Genomic DNA, 26,853 nt, shown 5'->3' on the forward strand with positions numbered 1-26,853 from the left:
GAGCTTAGAGCTTAGAGCTAAAGCCTAATACCAAGAGCTGTTAAGCTTTGTTTTGCTCAGCTTTACATACAGCCGCAGTGAACACTACGTCAGTTGAGCTGTTAAGCGCTGTTTCAGCAGAATCTTGAATCACACCAATGATGAAACCAACCGCTACAACCTGCATCGCTACATCGTTTGAGATACCGAATAGGCCACAAGCTAGAGGAATCAGTAGCAGTGAACCACCGGCAACGCCTGATGCGCCACATGCAGAAATTGCAGCAACAAGGCTTAGTAGAATCGCAGTGAAGATATCAATCTCAATACCCATTGTGTGTACAGCTGCAAGCGTTAACACAGTAATGGTGATTGCAGCACCTGCCATGTTGATGGTTGCGCCTAGAGGGATTGATACAGAGTAAGTGTCTTCATCTAGCTCTAGCTTCTTACAAAGGTTCATGTTCACTGGGATGTTTGCAGCGCTTGAACGAGTGAAGAATGCCGTTACACCAGACTCACGAATACATTGCAGTACAAGTGGGTATGGGTTCTGTTTTGTCTTTACAAAGACAAGCAGTGGGTTAACGACAAGAGCAATGATAAGCATTGAGCTTAGTAGAACCGCTAGCAGTTGACCGTAGCTTGCTAGTGCATCGAAGCCCGTTGTTGCGAATGTAGCCGAAACAAGACCGAAGATACCGAATGGCGCAAGACGAATAATGAAGCGAACAATGTGTGAAACACTGTGGCTAAGGTCTTCGAAAACCGCTTTGGTTGTTGCAGATGCGTGGTGCAGTGCAAGACCAAGACCGATTGCCCAAGCAAGAATACCGATGTAGTTCGCGTTCATTAGTGCGCTAACTGGGTTATCTACAAGCTTGAATAGAAGCGTATGAAGAACTTCTGCAATACCTTGAGGAGGGTTAGCACCTTCAGCGCCAGCAACCAGTGTCAAAGTGGTTGGGAACATGAAGCTCAGTACTACAGCAGTCAGTGCTGCAGAGAACGTACCAATCAGGTAAAGCACAATGATTGGACGCATATGAGTATGCTGACCTTTCTTTTGGTTTGCGATAGAAGCTGCAACAAGAATGAATACTAAAATTGGGGCAACAGCTTTCAGAGCACCAACAAACAGACTACCTAATAGGCCTGCATCTTGAGCTGCTGAAGGAGAAACCATGGCGAGAACGACACCGAAAACAATACCAGCAAGGATCTGTAGAACGAGATTTCCACGAGCGATGCGGGCGAGCATGTTGTGATTTTGCATAAAATACCTGCAATTGTTAATTTATTATAGTGATGTATTTTTTTATAAAGTTGTACCAAATCCAACTATACACTAGTGGAATGGGCGGTCATATTAGCGGGATCTAAGAGGGTGTCTAGGAATAGTTTACTTTTAGGGTGATTGTTTGCGCTACGTGGTGTTTTTAGAGCTAAATGTTAATCAAATGTGTTTTGATTGAGCTATAAATCTACAAAATGACATTTAATAGACTCAATATACTGTAAATTTGGAAATGTAAACGACTATTGGTAAGAACATTGTGTGCATAAATAGTCACACTAAGACCAAATTGAAACAAAAAGCCCCACGTGTTTAACACTAAGGGGCTAAGCTTGTCTCAAATACAACTTATAGTCGTTAACTTAAAGGTTTAGTCAGAAGCTTTTTTAAGATTTCGACTTTCTGATTGAACGGTTTTGTACATCTTCGAAAGCTGCTTACTGTTAGCACGTTGCTCTGCCAATGAGGCACCATTTCTGGCTTGCTCTCGCAATAGCTTTTGATAGTTATTAAATCGTCTTTCAGACAACTCTCCACTCTCAATGGCTTTGCGTATTTTGCATCCAGGCTCTGATTCATGATGGCAATCAGAGAAACGACAGTGCATAGCTAACTCTTCGACATCAGAAAAGGTTTCGCTTACCCCTTCGGCGCAGTCTGCAAGTTGCAACTCTCGCATTCCTGGCGTATCAAGCAGTAAGCCGCCCGATGTCAGTAAATGCAGTGAGCGTGACGTCGTTGTGTGTCGACCTTTGCTGTCGTCTTCACGAATGCCACCCGTGGCCTGCTGAGTCTCCCCAAGCAGCGAGTTGACCAGCGTAGATTTCCCAACACCAGACGACCCCATCAAAGCCACCGTTTTGCCCGTTTTACACCAAGGCGACAATACTTGAGTAGAGTCTTGGTCTAGGCTATTAACGGCTTCGATCATCAGCATTGGGTCTAGGCTTTGTACTTGCTGTACTTTGTCTTGGTAGTCGTCACACAAGTCTTTCTTGGTGAGTACGATAACGGCTTCAACTTGCGCTTCATTAGCGAGAGCGAGATAACGCTCGATGCGGCTTAGGTTAAAGTCGTTATTTAACGAAACCACGATAAAAACCGTGTCGATATTGGCTGAAATATATTGTTCAGCTACGCGACTGCCAGCAGCTTTACGGCGGAAGAGCGATTGACGGTCTAGTAAGCGGTCGAATTGCAGATCAGAGTTCAAAATCACCCAGTCGCCAACGGTCATTGCTGGTTGGTTTTGGTGGATGGGTAGAACAATTTCACCTTGCTCTGACGCTAATGTATAGCCACTACGGTGATGTGCGACGATACGAGCAATGACGGAGTGGTCATAGTCTTCGAGTGTCAGTTGTTGTTGGAATACAGGTTGCCATCCAAGTTGTTGAAGTGACATTGGATGAGAAAATGCGTTTTGTGAATTCATGTCTATTTACCCAGACGTGCGAGCTTTCTTTTCTTATGAGAGCATTAACGTCTTGTAAGATCTCAGGTTGTCGATGAGATCGAAAAGCGTTGGTCAGTTCAAAAAGCGTCGAGACGTCAAAAATGTTTGAGCTTGGGTCGAATTCAAAATCGATAGGACCCCGGATTTGAGTCATGCTTTACAGGCATGCAGATATTGATCACTTACGATCAACAGTAAACCGGGTAAAAGTGTGCGGTAGCCAGCTGATGGCTTAATGTTGGTAGTTCGAGATTAAAGTTTGATTAACCAAACAAATTAACGCGTTACTTTTACTGCCAGTTTTAGTGTTTTCATTACAATCATCTTCTATTCTCCTTGGTTTATTAATGTGTTCAGGCTTTGAATAAAAAGCGCGCTCAGTTTAACAAAAAGCCACGATGGCGAGAAGTCATCGTGGCTTAAATTATTTTATCAATTGTGAATACGATTAATGATGGTCGTGGTTCATCTTTTTCATGCCGCTCATCACTTTCTTCACTGGTGCGTCGAAGGTTTGCGTTTCACCGTTAGCGAAAGTCAGAGTCATCTCGATTTGCTCACCTTCTTTTAGGCTACTTTTTAGGTCGAACAACATGATGTGTAGGCTACCAGGTTTAAGTACCGCTTCACCGTTTGCAGGGATGGTGATCTCTTGAACTTGGCGCATTTTCATAACATCGCCATCCATGATTACATCATGAAGTTCTACTTTACCTGCTGCAGGTGTTGTTGCAGAAACAATAGCGCGATCTTTATCGCTGTGGTTCATCAGAGTCGTGAACACCGCGCTGTTCACTGCTGAAGGCGGGGTTGCACGAGCGTACGCGTCATGAACCATAATATCGCTACTAGCCTGAGCAAAAGGGGTGAGCAATAAGCCTGCTAGAGCAAGTGCTTTTAACTTCATGTTGTTGTCCTTAATTTTTATGTTTTTGGTCTGGGACCTGACTTTTTTTGAACTTTATTGAGTAAGTTCTTTGTTTTTACGTTTTACTGCGTCAGCTTGTTGATAGCCTCAACAATTGGCGCTGGCGTCAACGTGTGCGGTACTTTGGTAATCAAGGTACCGTCGGGCTTTAAAAAATAAAAATATGAGCTGTGGTCTAGGGTGTATTCCAACTCTGAACCTTCCAGCTTGGTCTTTCTGAAAATAACACCGTAGTTGTGTGCAAGCGTGGTTGTCACATCCAAAGGACCACTTAATCCTTCCATCATTGGGTGGAAGTATTGTGCGTATTCGTATGAGGCTTCTGCTGCATCACGCTCAGGGTCGAGAGAGACAAACATCGGGCGAATCTTGGCTTTTGCTTCATCAGAGACTTGGTTAAGTGCTCCGGCCAACATAGCCAAAGAAGTGGGGCACACATCTGGGCAGCGTGTGAAACCGAAGTAAACGATACGAATTCTGTCATCGGTTTGGTCAAAGATTTCCGTTGGTTGGTTGTCTTTGCCGAAAAGAGTCGTTGCGGAGAACTCTTGTTTTGCAGCGTGTTGTTCTTGAACTTCGTTTTGCCCATCAAGATAGCTTTTGACACCAAAGCCAAGTACAAAAGCGACAACCAATGCTAACGACCAATTTCTACTCATCTTGCCATCCTTATTGCAGGGTTTACAGTATCGACACCATCAGTGAGTTCACCGATCCATGTCATTTTATCTAAAGTACATACAGGTAAAATCACATCACCTTCATAGGTATTGTTGCCAATGCTCTTTAATTGAAAACGCGCTGATCCCATTTCCATTTCTAAACCTGTGAGCGATAACACCAGTGTCTCAGATGCAGCACCTTCCCAAACTACCTTTATCTTTGTGGGTAGAAGAGGTTGCGCGGTTTCTCGGTCAAGCGACATTGAAATGGATTCCTGCTCACACGATGTGGTTGAAAGCATGCAGTAATCATCCAAGCTGACGTCGGCAGTTGAGTGCTCCATCGCTGATTTAAATTGCTGAATTGCTTGCGGCCCATAAAAGCCTGCCACGAGAGCGATCCCAACAGCAGCAACCTTTAATGCAGAGTGCATGTCGTGTTCTCATTTAATTTTATAAGAGCGGCGATGTTATCACACCCCTCAATACGTGCTTGTATCAAAAAGCAATTTTGTGCGTATGGTAGAACTAAAAAAGCGAAGCCATTGGCTTCGCTTTTGTCTGTTTAATAGATATGTGAGCTTAGTATTTCTAAGCATTATCCGTTCTAAACGCTTTCCAGAAGCTGGCTGAATGATTAGTCAGCATTACGCTCTGCAAACTTCTCTAGTCCTAGAACCAATGCAATCGCAACAAACATCATCACAATAGCCATTACCAGCTGAGAAGGCTGAGAAGTTACGGCTTCAAAATCAAACGGTGACAGGTTTTCTTGAATCAGAGGAACTTGTTCACCTTTTGAGTTTGTGCGCCAGCTGATGGTCTCTTTCCAAGGCCAGATCTTAGGCAGCGTACCGATCATCAAACCGGTTAAGAATACCAATGTGAAGTCGCGGAATGAACGCAATAGCCAAGACAGTACATGTGAGAAAGTCAGCAGTCCGATCACACAGCCCGCAAGGAATAGCGCAAGTACATCGACTTGAAATGATTTAACGGCGCCAAGCACGGGGCCATACATGCCAATCAGGAGCAGAATAAAGCTGCCTGAAATACCGGGTAAAATCATCGCGCAGATAGCAATCGCACCCGCAATCAATACGTTGATGCTGGTTGGTTCCATTTGCAGCGGTTTAAGCACGGTAATGCTATAAGCGAAAGCAACGCCAAGCAGCAAAAACACGAAGCGAATCATATCGCGTTTCTCTACTTGCTTAAGAATATGGAAAACCGAGACCAAGATCAGGCCGAAGAAGAAAGACCACAGTGGAACAGGGTGGGTGACTAATAACCAAGAAATCAATTTTGCGAATGTCGCAATGCTCGTGAATACGCCCGCGAACAGTGAAATTAGGAAGAAACCATTGATGTGATTAAACGCGGCTTTGAAGCCTTCGCGTTTCCATAAGCCAAGTACGCTAGGGTTAATTCTGCGAATGCTTTCTAGCAGCGTATCGTAGATACCAGTGATGAATGCGATGGTTCCGCCCGACACGCCAGGAACAACGTCTGCTGCGCCCATAGCCATGCCTTTGAAAAAAGTACTTAAGTAGTTCATTGCTTCATAGAGTTGAGGATGATTTTGTGCAGTATACAAACTTTAGTGTAAAAAAAGTATGGATATGCTTTTGGGGAAAGGCTTTTATTACTCTATTAATTGTAACGTAATAAGTTGAAGTGAATATTTGCCTAACATTTAATATAACAACCACTTAGTGATTTGTCATTAAGAGCAGCGATGAAACTGATCTCTTATCGATATTGCATCTTGGTTGCATTATGCAAATGCACTTTGCAATTCGCATGACAAATTCATGGTTTTTATGCGATGCAGGGCTTATAAAACGTCGAATAAAAGTTGGCACGCTAACTGCATTATATACATTGACCCTTCTTAAGCCGAGGGTCACCTAGCCAACTGACGTTGTTAGTGAACTTATGATTTGTTCACAAATATATAGAGCCAATCGCGATTATTGCGGTTGGCTATTTTTTTGCTTGTCATTTGGTGATTGTCTTTTTTCATTTCCCGTTCCTACACTTTTAGGCTCTAAACTTCAGATGAAAAAAAGCCAGCCACCATAGGTGACTAGCTTAAACTTTTCTCGAATCTCGAATCTCGAATCTCGAATCCGTTTTAGTACCCCATCAACTGCAGCAAGTTCTCCGCTGTGCTGATTGCTTCTTTACGGTTAGCAATATTGAGCTTTTGGTAAAGGTTACGGATGTGAGTCTTGATTGTGGTACCCGCTACATCGAGTTCTTGAGCGATCTGCTCATTACTGAATCCTGAGTAGATCAGACCAAGTACTTGCCATTCACGCTGGGTGAGTGGGCTAGTACGCACAAGCTCAGGAATGTTCGGGTGATTAACCAAGTTCTCAACAAAGTCTTCATCGAAGTGAACCGAGCGGCTGCGTTGGGTCGCGGAAATATCTTTCATGATTTGTTGTGCGCGGTGACGTTCTAAATCACCTAAGCCTGGCTTGTTGCTCAACTTATCCAAGATATGCCCGATAGTCCCACCGTCTACCAAGAAGTTACCGACCATACCGGTTTGGTTAGTCATATGAAGCGCTTCTTCGAGTAGTATTCGTGCGCTGTCTTCATCGTTAATTTGTGTACGTAACACGGCTTCAACGATCAAGTTGCGGTTGGTGTCTGTAATCAGGTGCGAACGCTGGGCTTCACTCTTAAGGAAGGTCAGCGCTTCTTCTGCGTCTTCATACTGCTCAAGGATGATGTGAGCACGAACGATGTTTCGCCACTGAAGTTGGCAGAAGTGGTTACTTGCCGATTCAGGTCGAACAGCCACACTCAGCCAATCACGGATAGCTTCTTTATCGCCTTTTACTTGCCAGAACAGAATCAAAGAAAGAGAAGCATTTGCCGTCCAATCTACGTGGTAAGTCGATTGACGCAATAGGTGCTGAATCTGGTCGATAAATTTCGACGCTTTATCAATCTCACCACGGCTCAATGAAATACGAGCCAACATAGAATAGCTGTGCAGGTGTTTACTCGGAGAGTGGTGACCAAGGATATCTAAGCCTTTGTAGCAACACTCTTCCGCTTCATCTAGTCGGTTCCAACACCAGAAGATCTGAGCGCGAACACGCAGCAAGAATTCGTGCAGAGGTACGTATTGCAGCTGATGTTCTTCAATCAATTTGAATGCACTGTCTTGTAGCTCAAATGCAGCTTGAACATAACCTTGAGCAATCAAGATTTCGCTTTGTTGCAGAATCGCCCACAGGGCCTGATGGTAAACCTGATACTGACGTGCCAGTTTTTCTGTTTGTTGCATCATCGGTAGCGCACGGCTTAGGTTACCCATTACGTGATTCACTTCGCCCACAACCGAGGTTGCGACAATGCGGCTACGATAAACGGTGGTGTTCAACTGACTCAACGAAAGCTCAGCCAATTCCAATGCTTTCTCAGGCTCATTGCTGTTGATGGCAACTTGTGCGCGTAAGGCGTTGTATTGGCCTTGCTGCTGAGTATCGAGTTCAATGTTTCGCGCTTGATATTGAGTCTCAGCCTCTTCCAACAAAGTACCCACTTGGTCATAACGGTGCTGACTTTGTGCAAGCCAAGCACGCAACATCGAAAGCTTTGGCTCACTGTAAAGTTGGTCGGTAGTCAGTTGCTTGATCGCCATCTCTAGTGACGACAGCTCACCTTGGTTGAACATCGGCCAACCGTGCTCAGTCAGGATTTGAATGATCAGTTCTGGATCTTCAGCGCGCTGTGCGTGACGTAGTGCTTGGTGTGGTGTGTTTTGCTTGATCCACGCTTTTGCAGCACTTCGATGCAGTTCAGCTTCTTGCTGAGGAATTCGAGCTTGGCGCTCGTGGGCGAGGAACTCACCAAATAGATTATGGAAGCGGTACCAGTTTTTCTCGCCCTCAAGAGGGTAGATGAACAAACCAAATCGGTTAAGTGATTCGATCATACCGAGCGCGTCTTCACGTTGTGTTAGTGCGCAAACAAGCTCGTCGTTGAAGTGATCAAGCACTGAACACTGCATCAAGAACTGTCGGGTTTCTTTGTCTAGCAGGTCGAATACTTCTTCAACCAAGTAGTCCCAAAGATGGGCGTGGTTAAAGTGAGAGAACGACTCCGCGGACTGTGCAAGAGTGCGTTTTTGGTGTTGTGCTTGTAGCGCGATAAGTTGCAGTGCAGAAGGCCAACCTTCTACATAACTACAAATGCTATCTGCCGTGGTGTCATCAATGCCGTCGGCTACGCGTTGGTTGAAAAAGCGTGTGGTTTCTTCGGTATCAAACGCCAACGAGTCATTACCTAATTCGATCATTAAGTCACGAACGCGCAGGTTTGCTGTACCAAGTGGTGGCGTACCACGACTGGTGACAACCAACGTTAGGTTATCGGGCATGTGTTTGAGGAAGAAGCGCATGGCTTCGTGGATGTCGTCATTGTTGACCAAGTGATAGTCATCCAACACCAGAAAGCACTCGTGATGGAATTCCGACATCTCGGCAAATACTTCACTTAATAAAGAATGCAGCGATGAAAACTGTCGCTTTTCTGCCAGTTTTTGGGCATTCGGACAGGCATTTTGAGTCGCTTTATTAAGTGATTGAAGTAGGTAGTTGATAAAGCGGAAGGCATCATTGTCGCTATCATCAATGCTGTACCAACCCACATTAGGTTTATCTACCAACCATTGTGCAGCCATGGTGGTTTTGCCGTAGCCCGCTGGAGAGCGGAACAACACAAGCTTATAGCAATCTGCATTGTGAAGCAGATCGAGAACCCTAGGTCGTAGGATTGCATTATGTAAGCGGCCGGGACGAGTCAGTTTCGAAGGGATCCACATATCGAAGTTTTACACCTATTCCGTGGCTATGTTCTGGAATATCCCAATCTATCGTTGAGTGCACTCCAATGACATGAGCCTAATTACTTAAGTCTTTACTCATATTACGTGAAGCCAAACGTTACCGACTACGATCCTCCTCAGAAACCTTGCACTCCTGCATGTTTTTGGGTGTCTACGCCCTTTATTTGAGACTTTGCTCACGTTGCGGGTTGGTTTGTGAATGTGACTTCGTTCATCCCTACACGGGAATCAATGCAAAAGATGAGAGTTGGAAATTATTTTCGTGATCTGAAACTCAGATTTGGCAATGACTTTAAATGGGTTAAATAAAAGTCACATCAATTGAAGTTAAGTTATCGAACGGGAGCTTGTGATCTTAGTCACTCCAAGTTTTTGTTCGCAGTCAGAACATGAGAGTCAGATCACTAACCCTAAGTCGGTACGCCCCCTACGCCCTCCCATCTACTCCTAGTCAGTTGCATTAGCGGGAGGATGTTTAGTTTATGGTGACCATGCACGATATGTCACAGATGAATTAGAACTATTAAAAGCGAGATTTCTGAAATGAAACCAACTCAGCAAAAAACTTTCGATAAAGTGTCATTCCAAGAGAGTGTTAAGAAACATTTATCTGCAACCTACGCAACAACGATTGAAAACGCAGATAGCCGCGCATGGTACCTAGCAATGGGGCGTGCGCTAGCAGAACTCACAACATTTGATCTGTTAGAAACTGAAAATGACGAAAAAATTAAGAACGCGAAGAGCGTTAACTACCTATCACTTGAGTTTTTGATTGGCCGTCTAACAGGTAACAACCTGATCAGCATGGGTCTATACGAACAGATCACTCATGCAATGGAAGAGCTAGGTCAAAACCTAACTGACCTTCTAGAAGAAGAACGTGACCCATCACTAGGTAATGGTGGTCTTGGTCGTCTAGCTGCTTGTTTCATGGATTCTTGTGCCGCTCAAGAATACCCAACAGTAGGCTACGGTCTTCACTACGAATACGGTCTATTCAAACAGTCTTTCCAAGACGGTCGTCAGCAAGAAGCACCTGACGCATGGCGCGGTGTTGAAGGTTACCCATGGGAAGTGGCTCGTCCAGAACTAGCACAACACATTGGTTTTTACGGTCATGTAGAAGTTGAATTCATCGACGGTAAAGAAGTACGTACTTGGGTTCCAGGTATGGAAGTGAAAGCAATGCCTTGGGATCTACCTATCGTAGGTTACGAGTCAAACACGGTTTACCCATTGCGTCTTTGGGAATGTCAGGCAATTGCACCATTCTCACTAGCAAGCTTTAACAACGGTGACTACTTCGAAGCGCAACACTCGCTAATCGATGCAGGTAACATCACTAAAGTACTTTATCCGAACGACAACCACGAGAAAGGCAAGACTCTGCGCCTAATGCAGCAGTACTTCCACTCAGCAGCGTCTGTTCGCGATATTCTACGTCGTCACGAAGCAGCAGGTTTCTCTCTAGAAGATCTGCCTAAGCAAGAAACGATTCAGCTTAACGATACGCACCCAACGATTGCGATTCCTGAGCTAATGCGCATCTTGATTGACGAGAAAGGTCTATCTTGGGACCAAGCATGGGAAATCAGTGCTCATACGTTCGCATACACGAACCACACACTACTTCCTGAAGCACTAGAGACTTGGTCTGAATCACTGATCAACCGTCTTCTTCCACGTCACATGGAAATCATTTTTGAAATCAACCACCGCTTCATGCAAGAAGTTCGCAAGATGTGGCCTGGTGACGGTGAGAAGCAAGCGAAGCTTTCTATCATCCAAGAAGGTTTCCACCGCATGGTTCGCATGGCAAACCTATGTGTGATTGGTTCTTACAAAGTAAACGGTGTAGCTGCGCTTCACTCACAACTGGTTAAGAAAGACTTGTTCCCTGAGTTCAACGAAATCTTCCCAGGTAAACTGACTAACGTAACGAACGGCATCACGCCACGTCGTTGGTTGAAGTTCTGTAACCCAGGTCTATCTACGCTAATCACGGGTAAGATCGGCACTGAATGGCCAGCAAAACTTGAGCAGCTAGAAGGCATCGCTAAGTTTGCAACAGACGCGAAATTCCAAAAAGAATTCATGGCTGTTAAGAAAGAAAACAAACAGCGCCTAGCTGATTGGGTTCAAGAGAACATGGGTATCGAGCTAGATACTAACGCTATCTTTGACGTTCAAATCAAACGTCTTCACGAATACAAGCGTCAGCACCTAGATTTGCTACACATTCTATCTCTGTACCACCGTATTCTTAACGAACCTGGTTTCGAGTGTGAGCCACGCGTATGTTTCTTCGCAGCGAAAGCAGCACCGGGTTACCACCTAGCGAAAGAGATCATCTTCGCGGTTAACAAGATTGCAGAGAAGATCAACAACGACCCTCGCATCGGTAACAAACTGAAAGTGGTATTCATTCCTGACTACCGTGTAAGCATGGCTGAAATCATCATCCCTGCAGCAGACGTTTCTCAGCAAATCTCACTAGCGGGTAAAGAAGCATCTGGTACGGGCAACATGAAGATGGCTCTAAACGGCGCGCTAACTATCGGTACGATGGATGGTGCAAACGTTGAGATTCGTGAAGAAGTGGGTGATGAAAACATCTACATCTTCGGCCTAGACGTTGATGGTGTTCAAGCTCTGAAAGCTCAAGGCTACAACCCATACGACTACTACAATGCAGACCCACTACTGAAAGCATCTCTAGACCTACTGACTGGCGATGAGTTCACTCCAGGTCAACCAGGCCTTCTACGTGCAACGTTTGATAGCCTGCTAGACGGTGGTGACCCTTACCTATGTCTTGCTGACTTCGCATCTTACGTGAAAGCGCACGAAGACATGGGCACGCAATACAAAGACCAAGCAGGTTGGGCTAAGAAAGCAATTCTTAACACAGCATTGGTTGGTAAGTTCACATCAGACCGCTCTATCCGCGACTACGTGAACAACATCTGGAAACTTGAAGCGGTTAACCGTTAATACTTCCAAAGTAGCCAAGGCAGTTTCTGCCTTGGCTCAATTAGCTTGTGAGCAAACGAAAGGCTTAAAGGTTTCGTTTATAAACAAGCTGCTTACAAACCGATTGTCACAAGCTAATTGATTAGTAAAAATTAAATTAACAACCCTACAAAATAGAAAGCGTCAGAACGTTTTCGGAGAGAGCGATGAAAGAACAGACCGTATTAAAACAAGTCGCAGAAATGGCAAACATTGCCGACAGTTACGTTAGTGCGTGGGGCGATGAAGCACAAGTATCAGACGAGACGATCACGTCTCTATTGGCTTCGTTGGGCTACGATACAAGCAGCGATGATGCACTGCTTAAGTCAGCAGAAAGAAAACACAAAAAAGATGTACTAGACCCAGTTCTTGTCTTGCGTGACGGTGAGCCAGTAGAAGTGGCGCTTAATCTAGGTGTAAGTGCTCGTGAAAGTGAGTTCAGCTGGCGCTTAGAAACCGAGCAAGGAGAGGTACTTGAAGGCTATCTTCAATCTCAAGTCATTCGTGACGAGCGTGCCGAGGGTGGCCCTTTAGTGTTTGCATTGCCAAGTGATTTGGCATGGGGTTATCACAAGCTCATTGTGAGCCGTAAGCGCCGTAAGAAGCCTTACGAGATGACACTGATTATTACGCCAAAAGCGTGTTTCAAGCAGTCACCAATCGAGCAAGGCAAAAAGCTTTGGGGACCCAGTGTTCAACTTTATACCCTAAGAACTCAGCATAACTGGGGTATTGGTGATTTCGGAGACCTAAAACAGCTTGTTGCGGATATCGCTTCTCGTGGTGGTGACTTCGTTGGTCTAAACCCAATTCACTCATTGTTCCCTGCGAACCCTGAAGGTGCGAGCCCATATAGCCCATCTTCTCGTCGCTGGTTGAACATCTTATACATTGATGTGAGTTCAGTTCCTGAATTTGCACTAAGTGCAGAAGCACAACAAACAGTCGGCAGCGCAGAGTTCCAACAGCGTCTACAAAAAGCGCGTGAAGCACACTGGGTAAACTACACCGAAGTGTCTGAGCTTAAGATGAGCATCTTGCCTCTGCTATTCGCAGAATTTAAGACTCGTCATCTAGACAAAAACAGCGACCGTGCACAAGCGTTCTTAGCCTTCGTAGAAGAGGGTGGCGATAGCCTGATGCATCAAGCGGCGTTTGATGCTCTACATGGTGAACTGCATGCAGAAGATTCTGGCATGTGGGGATGGCCGGTATTCCCTGAGAAGTACCGTACATTCGACAGCCCAGCGACACAGAAATACATCAAAGAGAACTTAGAAAACGTTCATCTGTACATGTACCTGCAATGGCTAGCAGATTGCCAGATCAACGATGCACAGTCTCTTGCAGAAGAGAAGGGCATGGCTGTTGGCCTGTACCGTGACTTAGCGGTAGGTGTTGCAGATTCAGGCAGCGAGACTTGGGCTGACGAAGGCAACCTAGTGATGGATGCGAGCATTGGTGCTCCACCTGATATTCTTGGTCCTTTGGGTCAGAACTGGGGTCTACCTCCGTTAAACCCAGAAGTGCTTCAAGAAACAAGCTACGACGCTTACATCAAGCTACTTCGTGCGAACATGAAGCACTGTGGTGCACTGCGTATCGACCACGTTTTAGGTCTACTGCGCTTGTGGTGGATTCCAAAGGGTGAGAACGCAACTAAGGGCGCGTACATCTACTACCCAGTACAAGATATGCTGTCTATTCTGGCGCTTGAATCTCACCGTTACCAATGTAGCGTTATCGGTGAAGATTTAGGAACGGTACCGGATCAGATTGTCGACATCCTTGCAGATGCTGGCGTGCACTCTTACAAAGTGTTCTTCTTCGAAACATCAGAAGATGACGGTGGTTTCATCTCACCAAAACACTACGCATCACAATCGATGGCGGCACTGTGTACTCACGATATGCCAACGCTTCGTGGCTTCTGGCACTGTGATGACCTGAAAATGGGCCAAGAGATTGGCTTATATCCAGATGCAGAACAATTAGAAACCTTGTTCGATGACCGCCTAGAGTGCAAGCAAGGTATCTTAGATTCAGTAGCATGGCATGGTTTCCTACCAGAAGGTGTGGGCCGCGATGCGAGCCAAGTACCGATGGACTCTTACCTTGCTGAGGCACTTCAACTGCACGTAGCGGCTGGTGGTTCAACACTACTGAGCGTTCAGCTAGAAGATTGGCTAGAGATGGACAAGCCAGTAAACATTCCTGGCACGGTTGATGAATACCCTAACTGGCGTCGTAAACTATCAATGAACTTGGACGAAATATTTGCTCACGAAGGCGTTAATCGTATCGCTTCTAAGCTGACTGACGTTCGAGAAAAAGCCGCTAAGTAATGACGTGAGTGACTTGAAATTAGGTGGTTTTTTGCTTACGCCGTACGAAACTACAACCTCGGTCACTCAATAATGAATGCTCATCTGGTAGAATAAACCGTCGTTATATTGCCCGCACTAATAGCGGGCATTTTTGTATTATGTTTTTTGGATGTTTGGTTAGGGAGAAACGTTTTGGAACTAAGTTCGATTTCAAAGCAAAAACAAATATATACCCAACTATCACAGGCTTGTTTCACAGACCCATTCGCGTTTTTAGGGCCATACCTACCTTCTGAGCAAGGTGCATTACGTGTGTGGATTCCTGGGGCAGATAAAGTCGAGTTGATTGTTGGAAAGGAACCTCGTATTGAGTTAGCGCGAGAGGGTGAAAGTGGTTTCATTCTTAAGCAAGAGAGAGACTTACGTTTTACTCACTATAAGCTTGCGGTTGATTGGGCTGGCGTAGAACAGATCATCGATGATCCTTACCAGTACCACGATCTGTACGCGAGTTATGAAGATCTTCATACACCGAAAGATATGTATCATCACATGGGGGCTCAGTTTATTACGCTAGAGCGTGATGGACAGACGATTTCAGGTACGCGTTTCTTGGTGTACGCACCGCATGCAACTGCGGTAAGCTTGGTGGGTAACTTCAACGCTTGGGATGGTCGCCGCCACCCAATGCAACGCCTAGATTACGGTATGTGGGGCTTATTCATTCCTGAACTGGAAGAAGGCGCTCAATACAAGTTTGAATTAAAAGGACCAAATGGCGAAGGCTTACCACACAAAGCTGACCCATGGGGTTTCTACTCTGAGCAATACCCATCGTTCTCATCTGTAACTTACGATCACGCTCGTTACCAGTGGCAAGATACTCAATGGCAAAATCGCCCGGTAACGCAAAAGCGCAAAGAAGCGCTTTCGTTCTATGAATTGCATGCAGGTTCTTGGAAGCGTAACGCTGAAGGTGAATTCTTAAATTATCGCGAGCTTGCGGCAGAGCTGATCCCATACCTAACGGATCTTGGCTACACGCACGTTGAACTAATGCCAGTTTCAGAACATCCATTCTACGGTTCTTGGGGCTATCAGCCTGTAGGTCTATTTGCACCGACTAGCCGTTTTGGCTCTCCAGATGATTTCAAATACTTCGTCGATCAATGTCACCAAGCGGGTCTTGGCGTTGTTCTGGACTGGGTTCCTGCTCACTTCCCAAGTGATGATCACGGCCTAGCAAACTTCGATGGTACGCCATTATTCCATGATCCAGATCCACGTCGTGGTTGGCATCAAGATTGGAACTCGTACATTTACGATTTAGGCAAAGAGCATGTTCGTCGTTTCTTAGTTTCTAATGCACTGTACTGGTTCGAGCAATTCCACATTGATGGCATCCGTGTTGATGCGGTTGCTTCGATGTTGTACCTCGACTATTCGCGTAGCCATGACCAATGGATCCCGAATGCGGATGGCGGCAACGAAAACTACGACGCTATCGCAACCCTTAAGTGGATGAACGAAGAAGTGTATAAACACTTTCCGAATGCGATGACGATTGCTGAAGAATCAACGGCTTTCCCTGGTGTTTCAGCACCGACTTTTATGGGCGGCTTAGGCTTTGGCTTTAAGTGGAACATGGGTTGGATGCACGACAGCTTGTCTTACATTCAAGAAGACCCAATCAACCGTAAATATCACCACGATACGATTACCTTCCCACTGGTTTACGCACACAGTGAGAATTATGTATTGTCTCTGTCTCACGATGAGGTGGTTTACGGTAAAGGTTCTATCCACAACAAGATGCCTGGTGATGAATGGCAGCAAACGGCAAACCTACGTGCTTATATGGGTTACATGTATGCGCAACCAGGTAAGAAGCTGAACTTCATGGGTGCAGAATTTGGTCAGACGGCTGAATGGAACCATGACGACCAGCTGCAATGGTTTTTGCTGGATTACGAGCGTCATCAAGGTGTTCAGCGTTTAACGAAAGACCTGAACAATCTGTACCGCTCTGAAGCTGCAATGCACGATCTTGATTTTGATCCGAAAGGCTTTGAATGGCGTCTACAGGACTCTGCTGAAGCGAGCATTCTTGCGCACGAGCGCATCAGTGAATCTGGTGAGCGAGTATTGATAGTGTCTAACTTTACGCCAGTGCCTCACGAGCATTTCCGCTTAGGTGTTCCTGCAAAAGGTGAATACGCATTGTTGTTGAATACAGACTCTGTCGACTATGCAGGCAGCGGTTTTGAAGTGAAGCAGACTGCTGAGATTGAATCTGTAGAGAGCGAAGGGCTAGACACATCGATTGAGCTGCGTTTGCCGCCGTTATCGACCGTTTTTTACAAGCTAAATTAGGTCTATAAGTTGAGCAGGTCATCGCTGCTCACTTTTCTGAAAGTCTAAAAAAGGGAACCCTAGGGTTCCCTTTTTCTATTTCAGTAAGCTGGTTAGCGTTACTTGAAGTTGGTGAGATAGAACATTGAGCGTCCGACTACCATTTCAAGGATTCGAACTGAGTCGTTGCCTAAACTGTCCAACATCTTTTCACGAAATTCGCCGTTCGAGCTGAGGTTAAATTGCTCAGGGTTCTTTATTTGCGAAGCATGGAAAAACATCAATTTAATCACGTATCGAAACTGCTCATTATCTAGAGCGGCTTGCCAAGATTGGATAAAAAGCGCTTCCGATGAAAAGTCTAGACTGTCTATAACGATCGATAGCATGTGTTCGTGAAGTACTGAACGAATAGCGCGGGTCGACGGATAATAGCCCTGAAGCGTCGTTAAACTAATGCCAATCTCTTGAGCAATCCTTGCATAAGTTAGTGCTTCATGTCCTTCAGCCAGAAAAAGGTTTAGTACGATCTCATCGTAGTTTTTTTGATTTTCTAGTTTCTGTACTTGAGTAATTCGAGCCATTACAAATCTCTATTGATTGTAACATTCTGTAAAAGAGTATATTAAGAGCTTATGAATTAAATCTCAAACTCCAAGGGTAAATAACAGGTCAATTTATCGTTAAATATAGTCAGTATTGTGTCATTGGTTCAATTATCAATCAGATTTTGGCATAAACAAAAACACCGCCCTATTGAGCGGTGTGTTATTTAAAGTCTTTGTTTATCTATGCTAATTCAGATGACTAGAACGGATACCAAAATAACTGCGGCTCTAGAATGCGTTTCGCAATGGCTAACACCACGATAAAAGCGATGACACCTAAACAAACAAAGTCGATACGTTTCAAAGGTGCATAGCTATACCAAGTGCGAGCTTTGTGTCGGCCAAAACCTCGTAACGTCATTGCGTTAGAGATCTCGTCTGCTCGGTCCAAGCTAGAGAAAATGAGCGGGCCTAGAACCTTAGCCACATTTTTGATTCGAGTAATTAGAGGCGCTTTCTTTGAGAGCTCTACACCACGAGCCTGTTGAGCATGCATGATATTGATGAAGTCTTTCTTAACTTCTGGCAAGTAACGCAGTGTTAAGCTGACCGCATAGGCGATCTTGTAAGGAACACCGATACGGTTGAGGCTAGCTGCAAACTCAGTCGGATGCGTTGTGAAGACAAAAATCAACGCTATCGGGAACATGCTCATGTATTTGAGCGTCACAGTAACCAAGTAAAACAGAGTCTCTTGGCTCAACGAGTAGTTACCCGGCAATGTCAGCAATAAGGTTTTGCTGCCGATGAGCTCAGTACCTTGCTGTGGAGCCAGCAGATACATGAACAAAGCATTTAGGCTCAATACACTCGCCGTACCCAATAACAGAGGCTTATATACGCGTACAGGCACATTGGTCAGCTTTAGCAGGTATAAACCAGTCACAATAAGCAGTGCAATCAATCTTAGGTCGAACGTAGTTAAGACCACGGTTACCCAAGCTAAGAAGAGCGCAAATTTGGTGATGCCGTTAAGTGCATGAAGCGGTGATTTTGTATCAATGTAATTGATGCCGAATTTTACTTTTGATACGTTCATTGAGCGCTTCTCTCGTAGTCGATGAAGTACTGCATGAATGCGTTGGTGTCGTCGATTTTCATCATAGTCGCGAGTTCATAAATGCTGGTGGTACAAAGATTTGCGCGTTCTAACAGCGATGGCTGACTGAATACTTCCGTCATCGCGGCATTGGCAATCAGCTTGCTGTCAGCAATGACAATTGAGCGTGTGGTGTACTCTAGAACAAGGTGCATGTCGTGTGAAATGATCACGACGGTGATACCTAACTCGCGGTTAAGCTTTTGGATAAACGCCAGCATTGAGGTGTAGTTGCGGTAATCTTGACCCGCTGTTGGTTCATCCAAGATCAGAAGCTCTGGCTCCAATACTAAGATAGAAGCGATCGTTACGCGTTTTTTCTGACCGTAGCTTAGCGCTTCGATTGGCCAGTGGCGGAACTTGCTCAAGCCACACAGCTCAAGAACGTTTTCCACCTTCTCTTTGATTTCCTGCTCTGCAACCCCACGATTACGCAGACCGAATGCAACTTCATCAAAAATCATATGATGAGAGATCATATGATTTGGGTTCTGCATCACGACACCGACTTTCTGGCTTCTTTCAAAGATAGAAAGCTCAGATAGGTCTTCACCATTTAGATAGGAAGAGCCTGAATCGGCATCGATCACACCCATGATGAGTTTAGTGATGGTAGATTTGCCTGAACCGTTTTTACCTAAGATTGAAACGAACTCACCCTTACCAATCTTAAAGCTGACATCTTCGAGAGCGTTCTTTTCACCATCGTAAGAGTAAGTCAGGCCGTGGACCTCAAGCAAAGGTTGGTACTGCTTCTCGGCAACTGGAGTCGGGCGCTCTGCAAACCAAGCCTGAACCGCAGGGCGGAATCTTTTGTAATCGAGAGCTTTGAGGTTTGATAGCTTATCTTGACTGGTCAAAGGTGCTTTCGCTGCCTTCAGAGCAGATAAATAAAGTGGTTCACGAATACCGTGTGTTTCAAGCAGTTCAGAAGCTAAGATTTCATCGGGTGTCATGTCCGCGACAATTTCACCGCGCTCCATCAAGATCACTCGATCGATATCGCGATGTAGTACATCTTCAAGGCGATGCTCGATGATGACTATAGTCTTGTTGGTTTCTTTATGAAGTTGGTCGATGATTTCGATAGTCGCTTTACCCGTTTTCGGGTCAAGGCTAGCCAAAGGTTCATCAAACAACAGGATGTCAACGTCATCAACTAAGATGCCCGCTAATGACACGCGTTGTTTCTGGCCGCCGGATAAATCATGTGGCGAGCGATCAAGCATATCTGCTAAGTCGACCATTTTTGCTGTCGACTTAACCAGAGGGTACATATCAATGTTCGACACTAACTGATTTTCCAGTGCGAATGCGATGTCTTCGCCAATACTCAAACCGACAAATTGGCTATCAGTATCTTGTAATACTGTGCCAACCTGCTCGGTATAGTCGTGCATAGAAAAATCAGAAATGTTCTTACCGTTGATCTCTAGAGAGCCAGTCACCTCACCTTTGATAGCATGAGGAATCAGACCGTTAAGGCATTGACCTAGGGTAGATTTACCACTACCGCTTGGTCCAATAATGACGATTTTCTCTCCTTTCTCTATCCTTAGATTGATATTTTTTAGCGTCGGTTTATCCAGCGACTCATATCTAAAAGAGAAGTTCGAAAATGCTATAGTCATTATCGCTTATGCCTCAGTCAGGTTACGGCTTTGTTTGTTGCGTTTAGCGACTGATTTTAGGATCAGTAAGCCAACAACAGCGATCAGAACGGTGTTACCCGCAGCAATGATAGAGAGTTGAGTGAAGACTTTAGTAAACGGTTCTGCATAAAGGATGGTATCTAGGAATGCAGAGCAGCCGTAACCAACCACATTACCGGCAAGGGCAAGTACCACAAACAGCGCGAAGTCCTTCATAGGCAACTCACCTTGCTGAAGGCGGTTCTTGGTCAACATCGGGAATAAGCCGATAACCATGCCTACGATACCTGAGCCTAAAACCCAAGTTAACCACACACCCCAGCCTGCGAACAGATCCGTTACCCAGTGACCGATAAAGCCAACTAAGAAGCCAACAATAGGGCCGAACAAAACAGAAAACAGTGCTAGAACTGCCATTGCTGGTTTCAATGTCGTGTTAGCAAACACTGGGACACCAAACATAGGTAAACCACCAATGCCGTACAGTGCCGCGCCAATGGCGATAACGACCACTGTTTTAGCTGAAAAGTTCATAGATAACCTCGAATTCTGAAAAATAAAGCAAAATAAAGAATAAATATTCGCCATTATTAATATGCGTCTCAATGAGAACGTTTTTTGGGCAAATATAAAAAATAAGGCGCGCATTATACAGTAGAACCCTTCCATAAGGGAAGGTAAGTGTCTAGATGTCTAAAATTCCATCTGAACACCTAAATATCGTGTAAAAAGCGTAATTTTACGGTTAATCCAGCAACAAAAAAGCCAGAGCGAGTCTGACTTTTTCATTCGTCTTAACAATGTGTTAAGCGGGTTCGTCACGTACCTTTGACCGTTTAGTGGTCTAGGTATAGATAGTTTTGCCAACTCTTCATGCGAATAAGGACCTTGCGCATGATTGAAACGTGGGTGAAGCTGTCAGAATAAACGGCAACTTCAACCGCGGTACCCATAGGTAAATGGTAGTCAGACAGGTCATCAGTGATGGTCATTTTAGCAAATACGCGTCCATTAGTACGAAGTGCATTGGTACCAATAAGTGTCCCGCGCGCTTGAATTTGACTCTCACCAATAGCTGGGATTATTTCATCAATGCGTCCTTTGAAAATCTTGCCTGGTAGTGCTCTGAATAAAAATTCAGCTTCGAAAGCAGGATGCAGTCGTTGCAATGAGTTTTGTCTGAATGCTGCGATGTAGTATTTTTCTTCCGTATGGACAAATGTCATGACAGGAGCAAGAGGTAGCGGTACAGCCATTACGCCTGGACGCAGTGCTAGTTGTGTAACATATCCATCCGTTGGTGCTCTCACGACCGTTTGGTCAAGGTTGAATTGAGCCTTACGTAAGTCTGCAAGTAATCCTGCCACTGCGGTGTTCTCGCCACCAATTTCAGAATTTAGAGCGATCTGAGCTTGTTGTTGACTTGCTTCTGCTACTTTTACTGCTGCTTCCGATGCCTTATAAGCTTGTCTACGAGTATCCAATTGTTGTTCGGTAAACGCACCACTTTCAAAGCCACGCTTATAACGAGAAAATTCGCGTTGCGCTTTGTCTCTTTCTGCAATCGCTTTGATTTTAGCAGCTTCAGCTTCAGCAACTTGAGATTCAAGCCCAAGTGCTCCTTGGCTTGCTTCTTTTACTTTCGCTTCGAGCTTAGCGACTTCTGCTTCAAAAGGGATAGGGTCAATTTTAAAGAGGATGTCTCCTTTCTTTAAAGGAGAATTCGCCTCAACAGGAACCTCAATGACTTTACCTCTAACGCCTGAAACAATTGGAGTCGTTGAGTAAACTTGGTTGCCAAGTTGTGTGAAAGGATGGTTGTAGTTCATTAATAGGATCAATGTTCCTACGATGACCACACCACCGAGCACTGCGGTAGGCACTGTCCATTTGTTTAGTGGGATATTAAATACTTTGAAAATAGTGATACAAAGTGCCGCGTAGGTCATTATCAGTAGTAAATCCATTACTTAGCCTCCTGATCTTGAACGTTGTTTGACTCTTTTTTTGTGCTGCTTTGTTTAGTATTTGCTTGTTTGAGCTGTGCGATCTCTTCTTGAAGGGTGCTAACTTGATCGATTAAAACATCCACTCGGTGATGAATATCGTGCTGCTCTTCTTCGAGTTTTTCGAAGCCCCAGCCTCGGTCTTTCCGCCATAATGTTGCCCAAATCCATAGAAAGGGCCAAATTGTGTGCAAAGTGAATAGGCTAACCCAGCCTGAGACGTGAATTGCGTCTTGGTGAGGATGATTACGTTCTTTGGCTATTTCATAAGGGATATCGTGAATAACGATGATGCCGTAAAAGATGACTAGAGCAACGAAAATGAGTAAGCCGAGTGCAAAGTAGTCTAAAAACATAACAGATCCTTGTAATGTTAGATGTTAGTTATAAATATAGTACGTTATCATCCAAGTAATTGTTATAAAAATGATTTGCTGAGTTATAAATAATGAGTGTTCGCTTCTAATGTGAGCAAAACTATTGACGAATCTTATAAAATCTCATCGCGTTTGAAGAGGCTATTTCGGCTTTCTGGTTGGTATTTTAGCTGAAATGATGACAGCTACGATTCTAAATGACGTGCACAACCACAAAGGATAAACACGGATGTATATAGGTGAATTGGCGGCTATTGGTGCTGCGATTGTGTGGGCGTGTGCGACATGGATTTATGGACAGTTTGGTCATCGCTTCTCTGCGATGCAATTGAACATTGTTAAGGGTATAGTGGCGTCAGGGATGATGTTGCTGGTGATGCCTCTTATTCCGATGCCGGAGTTTGAACTGAGTACCAACCATTTTCTGATATTGGCAATTTCAGGTGTGATTGGCATTGCGATTGGAGATAGCGCCTATTTTGCGGCGTTGAAAAGAATCGGTGCCAATAAGACGCTGTTACTGGAATCTTTAGCCCCGCCTCTTTCTGGTGTGCTGGCATTAATGTTCCTGGGCGCTGTATTGACAGTGCAAAGTTGGCTCGGTGTCGTGATTACAACACTAGCGGTGACCTTCGTTGTCTTCCAGCCATCAAAATCGGCGAGCGGTGAATCGAATAACAAAGCGCAGTGGGGTGGCATTGGTTATGGGCTTGTGGCGAGTGTCTGTCAGGCATCTGGTGTGGTTATTTCTCATTACGCGTTAGTGGCGGGTGATATCCCACCATTGTTAGGTGCTTTGATTCGCCTGACGATTGGCGTGTTTGCTGTGATGCTGATTATCCCTTTCGTTGAAAAGAAGCCGTATTCATCGATAAAAAGAGATTTATGGGAAATGACCAAGCTCGATAAACTGTGGTTACTAGGAGCAATCTTTGTCGGGACGTTTCTCGCTCTATGGCTTCAACAAGTGGCGTTGAAGAATGCTAACCCTGCGATTGCACAAACGTTGATAGCGACCAGCCCGGTCTTTATTTTGGTGATTTATGCGCTGAAAGGGGAGAAGGTGTCAAAGCAAAGTATCATAGGCACACTTGCCGCCCTTGCTGGTATTTCTCTGTTCTTTTATCAATAAGCAGTTGGCCTAAGCTACAGAGCTATATGCCACTACTCTGTACACACTTGATTACGGCCGTTGGCTTTAGCTCGGTATAGCGCTTTATCCGCACGGTAGAAGGTGCGTTGAGTATTCTCTCCGTCACGATGCAAAGTGATACCAATACTCACGGTCAAACCACGCTCCCCAAGTATTTCATGCCATCCAAATTGGAAGATGCGCTCTCGATAATTTTCAGAGTGCATTTCTGCCTTCGGAAGATCAGTGTTCTCTAGAATGACGAGGAACTCTTCTCCACCAAATCTGACACATGACGCGCCTCTAAACTTAAAGTATGAACGTAGCTCTTGAGACACACTAACAATCGCTTTATCGCCCACTAAGTGACTCAGTTCATCATTGATAGACTTGAAGTGGTCAATATCAATAACCATCAGTGCGAAAGAGGTATCGTGCAACAGCATGTCTTTCAATTTCACATCTAACCAGCGACGGTTGTGTAACCCTGTCAATGGATCGGTGAATACGTCTTGTTGAAGCTGAGCAACCGCATTCTTGTGTTGTTCCGTTGTCTCTTTCAGCTCTTTGTTTTCTTGTTCAGAGAGAATGAGTTTGAGTTGTAATTCAAAACGGGACAGGCGGCGTAGTTGGCTTGCACCGAGTTCACTGATCGGGATCTGCTTCATCAGATCGGTTTCAATTCGGTAGCCTTTTTTCTCATAGCTTAGCGCTTCTTGAAAACGCCCTTGATTCATACACACATCACTCAGCGAATCGTAGAATCGTTTTGCAAGTACTGGCGACGAGTAGGCTTTCACGCGTTTGTCTGTGCTCGACAAAATCATGCTCGCGTAGTCTTGCTTGCCGGTTGCACTTAGGCAATGTGAGAGCTCTAGACGAGTCATGGTTGCAAGCCAGCTTGCTTGAGTGCTGTTGGCTGGGTATTGAACCTTAGACAGACAGCGTAGCGCTTCATGGTGTTTTTTCTTAGCGCGCAGCACCTTTGCTTGGTAAAGCAGTATTTGAGCTGTGAGCAACTTGTCACTGACCAAAATACTCAGTTCTTCGCACTCATTCAGTAAATCGCTGGCTGCTGTAATGCGATTGAGTAGAAGTAGGCTTGCTACCATATGCAGCTTGAATTTGAGGCGAAGTGAGCGACTGCTTATCGCATGGTCTATGCTGCTGATTTTTTGGTAGTAACGAAGTGCTCTGTTGTGATCGCCATAGGAGTCACACAGGTTGCCCATGCCTAAAATGGCTAATACATACTCATCGATATGGCCGTGTTCAACCGCGATAGTCGACGAACTGACGAATTCATTGAGTGCTGACGTGTAATCACCGATTTCAACTAAGCGGTCACTTAGGCTGGTTTTGACTGTCAGTATGTCTTCGATATCGGCAGGAAGGTGGAGCAGATCGAGTGCTCGTCTTAACTCTTCGATGCTGGTTTGATTTTGTTGTAACTCAGCACGGTACTCAGAGCTAATGATATAGCAGTGTGCTTGCTCTGTTTGCGTCGTCGAAACGTGCTGACGAATGTGGTTCCAGAAGATGATCGCTTCTTCACCTGATACTGATGAAGGGTCTAAACCGGCGTCTGTGATCTTGCTTAATAGAGTTTCCATTATTCTATTACCTCAGCATAGTCTTCTTCTAATTGTTCAAGCGTGAACGGGAACGTCAAAATATCATTGAGGCTGACGGTCGGTTTCGAACCCTTTAGTCCTTTTCTATGCCATGGATAGATATCAAGCATGGTGCTGAGAGTTTGGAATGTTTGCTCTGCGGCTTCGCCTTTTTCGGAAAGCATAAGGGCCACACGTTCAGAACTTAGCCTTGCGATGAAGTCATTCTGGTTACATAAAGCATGAGCAATCTCGGTACAGACATCTAAGTAATCAGTATCGACATGATGGAACATAATGATGCTGTGGTTTGAACGTTTAAGCTCTGTCTTGAACAGCACCAACTTTTCCCACCAAAAGGTTTCAGAGACAACGTAAGAGAGGTGCTTTTCAGGATCGTACTCGTGCTGACCGCGAATACGATTAATCAGTTTTCGTGCTCTCTGTTCAAGTTGGCGTTTTGAACTGCGTGCTTTGTCCAAACCGACACGTGTCGTTTGCTCTTTGAGCATGCCGATAGAATATTGACGGTACTTTTTAAAGGCGACGAGCGCGGCTTGGAAGTCTTGGTTTTCTTCCGCCACCAAGGATTGTTGGTAACAGATTTGGCTCAGCAACTCGCCATTATCGAACTCGTTTGCGGATTGTTCTGCGAGCCTCAGTAATTCCGCCGCTTGTTCTGGTCTTTTTCTCAGGAGCTCCAATCGAGCTCGGCTGATGTATGAGTGCGCCTTCATCCAAACTAGGTTGTGTTCAACTGCCAGATTGTGCGCTTTGGCCGTGGCGCGCTCCGCGTCATCTAAGCGTTCAAGACCAAGTAGGGCAAGGCCTCGAAAGTCCCATACCTCTGCGTGCCAAGTGTTATCTTTATGGTCTTTTAATGCTTCTTCTGCACCGTCCAATACCGACAGCATTTCAACATAGTTGTTGAGCAGGTAGTAATCCCACGCAAGCAGTATTCTGGCTTTACCCTCTAACCAACCAATGCGGCTGTTGTTAGCAACTTTAACGGCAAGCTGGTGGGTAGAACGTGCAAGTTTATATTCGTGGGTCATCCGCCAAATATTGCCAAGGCCAATGAGGCATTCAATTTGAATTTCGACTTCATCAACCAACGCGGACTGCTCTAAAGCATTGATCCAGAACTGTTGGGCGGAATAGTACTTGGCTTGTCCCCAGAACTGGAGCGCGTGTAAATGGAGGATTTCAGGGAGAAAAAGGTCGGTATCTAATCGGCTTTGGCGCTTGTAGGCTTCCTTGATGTATTTTAAACCTTTTTGGTAATCCATCAGGTTCCAGCTACATCTTGCCATTAACATTAATGACTGGATGGCACCCTCTTCAAACAGAACTTGCTCTGATCGGACTAGGCACTGTTGGGCAATCTCTAGGATCACCGATGGCTCAGAGTCGACTCGAGTTTTGAGTTTTTCTAATTCTGTTTCAAGAAGGTACTGATTTTTGTCCAAGACTTACA

Annotated in this window: 19 protein-coding genes; 4 read left to right on the plus strand and 15 right to left on the minus strand. The window is 45.1% G+C overall.

The genetic code is table 11. The features are described 5' to 3' along the window. Positions 1-40: 40 nt before the first annotated feature. The 7 genes from sstT to malT all read right to left on the minus strand — a co-directional run bounded on the left by sstT (position 41) and on the right by malT (position 9,168). Positions 41-1,255 carry a serine/threonine transporter SstT gene (sstT, locus tag AB4493_RS19350; RefSeq protein ID WP_017068938.1) on the minus strand — a complete coding sequence of 405 codons (1,215 nt, stop codon included), beginning with the start codon at positions 1,253-1,255 and terminating at the stop codon, positions 41-43. A 391-nt stretch (positions 1,256-1,646) separates the two neighbouring features. Further along, entirely contained in the window at positions 1,647-2,711 is a 1,065-nt protein-coding gene (gene rsgA / locus AB4493_RS19355) for a ribosome small subunit-dependent GTPase A (protein ID WP_052879180.1), read from the minus strand. A gap of 469 nt (positions 2,712-3,180) precedes the next feature. Continuing rightward, entirely contained in the window at positions 3,181-3,639 is a 459-nt protein-coding gene (locus tag AB4493_RS19360; RefSeq protein WP_017068936.1) for a copper chaperone PCu(A)C, read from the minus strand. Positions 3,640-3,722: 83 nt separating this feature from the next. Beyond that, positions 3,723-4,319, minus strand: a complete 597-nt coding sequence (locus AB4493_RS19365; RefSeq protein WP_004732104.1) for an SCO family protein — start codon at positions 4,317-4,319, stop codon at positions 3,723-3,725. Further along, on the minus strand, positions 4,316-4,756 hold the full coding sequence (locus AB4493_RS19370; protein ID WP_017061864.1) for a hypothetical protein: 441 nt from the start codon (positions 4,754-4,756) through the stop codon (positions 4,316-4,318). Before AB4493_RS19370 ends, AB4493_RS19365 begins: the two co-directional genes overlap by 4 nt. A 203-nt stretch (positions 4,757-4,959) precedes the next feature. Then, the gene (locus AB4493_RS19375; RefSeq protein ID WP_017066617.1) at positions 4,960-5,880 is read right to left on the minus strand and encodes a DUF368 domain-containing protein; all 921 of its coding nucleotides are present in this window, start codon (positions 5,878-5,880) and stop codon (positions 4,960-4,962) included. 579 nt (positions 5,881-6,459) lie between these two features. Beyond that, complete coding sequence (malT, locus tag AB4493_RS19380) at positions 6,460-9,168, minus strand: HTH-type transcriptional regulator MalT (protein WP_017061867.1); 2,709 nt, start codon at positions 9,166-9,168, stop codon at positions 6,460-6,462. A 567-nt stretch (positions 9,169-9,735) separates the two neighbouring features. Here malT and AB4493_RS19385 point away from each other — a divergent pair. From AB4493_RS19385 to glgB, 3 genes are all read left to right on the plus strand, one after another. Beyond that, positions 9,736-12,189: a glycogen/starch/alpha-glucan phosphorylase gene (locus AB4493_RS19385; RefSeq protein ID WP_069597239.1), complete on the plus strand. Its 2,454-nt coding sequence runs from the start codon at positions 9,736-9,738 to the stop codon at positions 12,187-12,189. A gap of 185 nt (positions 12,190-12,374) precedes the next feature. Further along, positions 12,375-14,555: a 4-alpha-glucanotransferase gene (gene malQ, locus AB4493_RS19390; RefSeq protein WP_372155629.1), complete on the plus strand. Its 2,181-nt coding sequence runs from the start codon at positions 12,375-12,377 to the stop codon at positions 14,553-14,555. A gap of 174 nt (positions 14,556-14,729) precedes the next feature. Then, positions 14,730-16,910 carry a 1,4-alpha-glucan branching protein GlgB gene (gene glgB / locus AB4493_RS19395; RefSeq protein ID WP_017064240.1) on the plus strand — a complete coding sequence of 727 codons (2,181 nt, stop codon included), beginning with the start codon at positions 14,730-14,732 and terminating at the stop codon, positions 16,908-16,910. A 98-nt stretch (positions 16,911-17,008) separates the two neighbouring features. Here glgB and AB4493_RS19400 read toward each other — a convergent pair whose 3' ends face one another. The 6 genes from AB4493_RS19400 to AB4493_RS19425 form a co-directional block, all read right to left on the minus strand. Further along, positions 17,009-17,473, minus strand: a complete 465-nt coding sequence (locus tag AB4493_RS19400; RefSeq protein WP_136973659.1) for a TetR/AcrR family transcriptional regulator — start codon at positions 17,471-17,473, stop codon at positions 17,009-17,011. Positions 17,474-17,696: 223 nt separating this feature from the next. After that, complete coding sequence (locus AB4493_RS19405) at positions 17,697-18,536, minus strand: energy-coupling factor transporter transmembrane protein EcfT (RefSeq protein WP_017064241.1); 840 nt, start codon at positions 18,534-18,536, stop codon at positions 17,697-17,699. Further along, positions 18,533-20,227 carry an ABC transporter ATP-binding protein gene (locus AB4493_RS19410; RefSeq protein ID WP_372155630.1) on the minus strand — a complete coding sequence of 565 codons (1,695 nt, stop codon included), beginning with the start codon at positions 20,225-20,227 and terminating at the stop codon, positions 18,533-18,535. The genes AB4493_RS19405 and AB4493_RS19410 overlap by 4 nt, the downstream gene beginning before the upstream one ends. A gap of 6 nt (positions 20,228-20,233) precedes the next feature. After that, positions 20,234-20,782 carry an ECF-type riboflavin transporter substrate-binding protein gene (locus AB4493_RS19415; RefSeq protein WP_017066579.1) on the minus strand — a complete coding sequence of 183 codons (549 nt, stop codon included), beginning with the start codon at positions 20,780-20,782 and terminating at the stop codon, positions 20,234-20,236. Between the two features lie 302 nt (positions 20,783-21,084). Next, complete coding sequence (locus tag AB4493_RS19420) at positions 21,085-22,215, minus strand: HlyD family secretion protein (RefSeq protein ID WP_372155631.1); 1,131 nt, start codon at positions 22,213-22,215, stop codon at positions 21,085-21,087. Beyond that, positions 22,215-22,610 carry a DUF3302 domain-containing protein gene (locus AB4493_RS19425; protein ID WP_017061875.1) on the minus strand — a complete coding sequence of 132 codons (396 nt, stop codon included), beginning with the start codon at positions 22,608-22,610 and terminating at the stop codon, positions 22,215-22,217. Before AB4493_RS19425 ends, AB4493_RS19420 begins: the two co-directional genes overlap by 1 nt. Before the next feature lie 250 nt (positions 22,611-22,860). On the opposite strand from AB4493_RS19425, the gene AB4493_RS19430 reads away from it, so the two are divergent. Further along, entirely contained in the window at positions 22,861-23,763 is a 903-nt protein-coding gene (locus AB4493_RS19430; protein ID WP_372131756.1) for a DMT family transporter, read from the plus strand. A gap of 32 nt (positions 23,764-23,795) precedes the next feature. Here AB4493_RS19430 and AB4493_RS19435 read toward each other — a convergent pair whose 3' ends face one another. Continuing rightward, a complete protein-coding gene (locus AB4493_RS19435; RefSeq protein WP_372155632.1) occupies positions 23,796-25,376 on the minus strand; it encodes a diguanylate cyclase domain-containing protein in 1,581 nt (526 codons plus the stop codon). Further along, on the minus strand, positions 25,376-26,845 hold the full coding sequence (locus AB4493_RS19440) for a hypothetical protein (protein WP_372155633.1): 1,470 nt from the start codon (positions 26,843-26,845) through the stop codon (positions 25,376-25,378). The genes AB4493_RS19435 and AB4493_RS19440 overlap by 1 nt, the downstream gene beginning before the upstream one ends. Between the last annotated feature and the right edge of the window lie 8 nt (positions 26,846-26,853).

The sequence above is a fragment of the Vibrio sp. 10N.222.55.A1 genome, assembly GCF_041473835.1.
Taxonomy (GTDB): domain Bacteria; phylum Pseudomonadota; class Gammaproteobacteria; order Enterobacterales; family Vibrionaceae; genus Vibrio; species Vibrio crassostreae_C.

What these genes read in the sequence shown, in the direction of transcription:
- sstT (WP_017068938.1), bottom strand. Translation starts at nt 1,255, where the DNA reads ATGCAAAATCACAACATGCTCGCCCGCATCGCTCGTGGAAATCTCGTT.
- rsgA (WP_052879180.1), bottom strand. Translation starts at nt 2,711, where the DNA reads ATGAATTCACAAAACGCATTTTCTCATCCAATGTCACTTCAACAACTT.
- AB4493_RS19360 (WP_017068936.1), bottom strand. Translation starts at nt 3,639, where the DNA reads ATGAAGTTAAAAGCACTTGCTCTAGCAGGCTTATTGCTCACCCCTTTT.
- AB4493_RS19365 (WP_004732104.1), bottom strand. Translation starts at nt 4,319, where the DNA reads ATGAGTAGAAATTGGTCGTTAGCATTGGTTGTCGCTTTTGTACTTGGC.
- AB4493_RS19370 (WP_017061864.1), bottom strand. Translation starts at nt 4,756, where the DNA reads ATGCACTCTGCATTAAAGGTTGCTGCTGTTGGGATCGCTCTCGTGGCA.
- AB4493_RS19375 (WP_017066617.1), bottom strand. Translation starts at nt 5,880, where the DNA reads ATGAACTACTTAAGTACTTTTTTCAAAGGCATGGCTATGGGCGCAGCA.
- malT (WP_017061867.1), bottom strand. Translation starts at nt 9,168, where the DNA reads ATGTGGATCCCTTCGAAACTGACTCGTCCCGGCCGCTTACATAATGCA.
- AB4493_RS19385 (WP_069597239.1), top strand. Translation starts at nt 9,736, where the DNA reads ATGAAACCAACTCAGCAAAAAACTTTCGATAAAGTGTCATTCCAAGAG.
- malQ (WP_372155629.1), top strand. Translation starts at nt 12,375, where the DNA reads ATGAAAGAACAGACCGTATTAAAACAAGTCGCAGAAATGGCAAACATT.
- AB4493_RS19400 (WP_136973659.1), bottom strand. Translation starts at nt 17,473, where the DNA reads ATGGCTCGAATTACTCAAGTACAGAAACTAGAAAATCAAAAAAACTAC.
- AB4493_RS19405 (WP_017064241.1), bottom strand. Translation starts at nt 18,536, where the DNA reads ATGAACGTATCAAAAGTAAAATTCGGCATCAATTACATTGATACAAAA.
- AB4493_RS19410 (WP_372155630.1), bottom strand. Translation starts at nt 20,227, where the DNA reads ATGACTATAGCATTTTCGAACTTCTCTTTTAGATATGAGTCGCTGGAT.
- AB4493_RS19415 (WP_017066579.1), bottom strand. Translation starts at nt 20,782, where the DNA reads ATGAACTTTTCAGCTAAAACAGTGGTCGTTATCGCCATTGGCGCGGCA.
- AB4493_RS19420 (WP_372155631.1), bottom strand. Translation starts at nt 22,215, where the DNA reads ATGGATTTACTACTGATAATGACCTACGCGGCACTTTGTATCACTATT.
- AB4493_RS19425 (WP_017061875.1), bottom strand. Translation starts at nt 22,610, where the DNA reads ATGTTTTTAGACTACTTTGCACTCGGCTTACTCATTTTCGTTGCTCTA.
- AB4493_RS19430 (WP_372131756.1), top strand. Translation starts at nt 22,861, where the DNA reads ATGTATATAGGTGAATTGGCGGCTATTGGTGCTGCGATTGTGTGGGCG.
- AB4493_RS19435 (WP_372155632.1), bottom strand. Translation starts at nt 25,376, where the DNA reads ATGGAAACTCTATTAAGCAAGATCACAGACGCCGGTTTAGACCCTTCA.